This is a genomic window from Vibrio sp. 10N.222.48.A3 (genome assembly GCF_041475345.1).
In the GTDB taxonomy this organism is placed as follows: domain Bacteria; phylum Pseudomonadota; class Gammaproteobacteria; order Enterobacterales; family Vibrionaceae; genus Vibrio; species Vibrio tasmaniensis_A.
The window spans coordinates 1-1409 of record NZ_JBFRVX010001048.1 but is presented as its reverse complement, the minus strand read 5'-3'; the positions used below and the strand labels follow the sequence as shown (position 1 = coordinate 1409).

The 1409-nt window shown below is 40.0% G+C and carries 1 protein-coding gene; it reads left to right on the top strand.

What is annotated here, in order from left to right:
* The first annotated feature begins 176 nt into the window (after positions 1–176).
* Complete coding sequence (locus tag AB4653_RS23465; protein WP_102258320.1) at positions 177–1151, top strand: integron integrase; 975 nt, start codon at positions 177–179, stop codon at positions 1149–1151.
* Positions 1152–1409: the final 258 nt, after the last annotated feature.

Sequence of the window (1409 nt, the reverse complement as noted above, 5' to 3'; positions counted from 1 at the left end):
AGAATTTTTCTATCTAGTATCTTGATGAAGTTAACCATACCCCGTTTTTATGAAAACTAACAGCAACTTAAGCACTACAAGCATCTGCCTGAATCCCAAAATACAGATTTTTTCTATATAGCATGAATTGATGTGCCAAACTGCAATTCATGTACATATAACCAGTTAAAATTAAAATGCAAAAATCACCATTTCTAGCCTATATACAAGAGTATATGTTGGGGAGACACTATGCTCTTCGTACTACACAGGCGTACATCTATTGGATTCACCAGTACATTCTTTATCATGATAAAAAGCATCCCAGAAGTCTGACGTCGAGGCATGTAGAAGACTTCCTGACGCACTTAGTTGTTGATAGGAAGTCAGCACAGAAAACGCAGAGCCTAGCCCTCAATGCGATAGTCTTTTTATACAAAGAAATCGTTCAGGAACCCATTGAACTTGATATGCAGTTTCGTCGTTCAGACAAATCCCGAAAGTTGCCAACGGTTATGACTCCAGAAGAAATTGGCAGGTTCTTTAACCACTGCTCACCTAACTTCAAATTACCTTACCAATTAATGTATGGGTCAGGCCTACGGTTGATGGAGTGTCTACGCTTACGAATGCAAGACATCGACTATGACTACAAATCAGTGCGAGTGTGGCAAGGAAAAGGAGGAAAGAACCGTATAGTGACAATAGCCCCCGAGCTTTTCCCTTCAATCAAGTTACAACAACAAAAATCCGCAGAATACTATCAGCAAGATATACATGATAAAGCTTTTTCTGGCGTATACCTGCCCGACTCTCTAGCTAAAAAATACCCGAGTGCAGAAAGAAGCTTAAATTGGCAATTTCTTTTTCCTTCTGCTCGTCTGGCACCCGATTTACGAACAGGTGAATTACGCAGGCATCATATTCATCCAACAGCGCTACAAAAACACATTAAGGTCGCTAGCCAAAAAGCCGACATTGAGAAAAACATTTCCTGCCACACTTTAAGGCATTCATTTGCGACGCACCTTCTTCAAAGCGGTGCTGATATTAGAACAGTTCAAGAACAGCTTGGACATACCGATCTAAAAACAACGCAAATATATACCCACATCATAGATAGAGGAGCCAACGGCGTAATTAGTCCACTATCAAAAATATTCGTTAAGTAATTGTCGGGGAATCTCCGGTTCCGAGGTTTCGTAAACTTAGCGGTTAACCACTCACTTACATACCTTTACTTACCAAACCATGAAACTTGCTAAATTAGATGCTGACTTTTACTTATCGCTCTAGCCGTAACTTCAGTATTGTTACGCGCCATCAATGATATACATAAGGAAATGAAAATGAAGCGAATTGAGCAACTACCAATGCCACCCACTTCTGGTGTTTTAGGACATGTGAGCTATTTAAAAAAGTCCAATGTT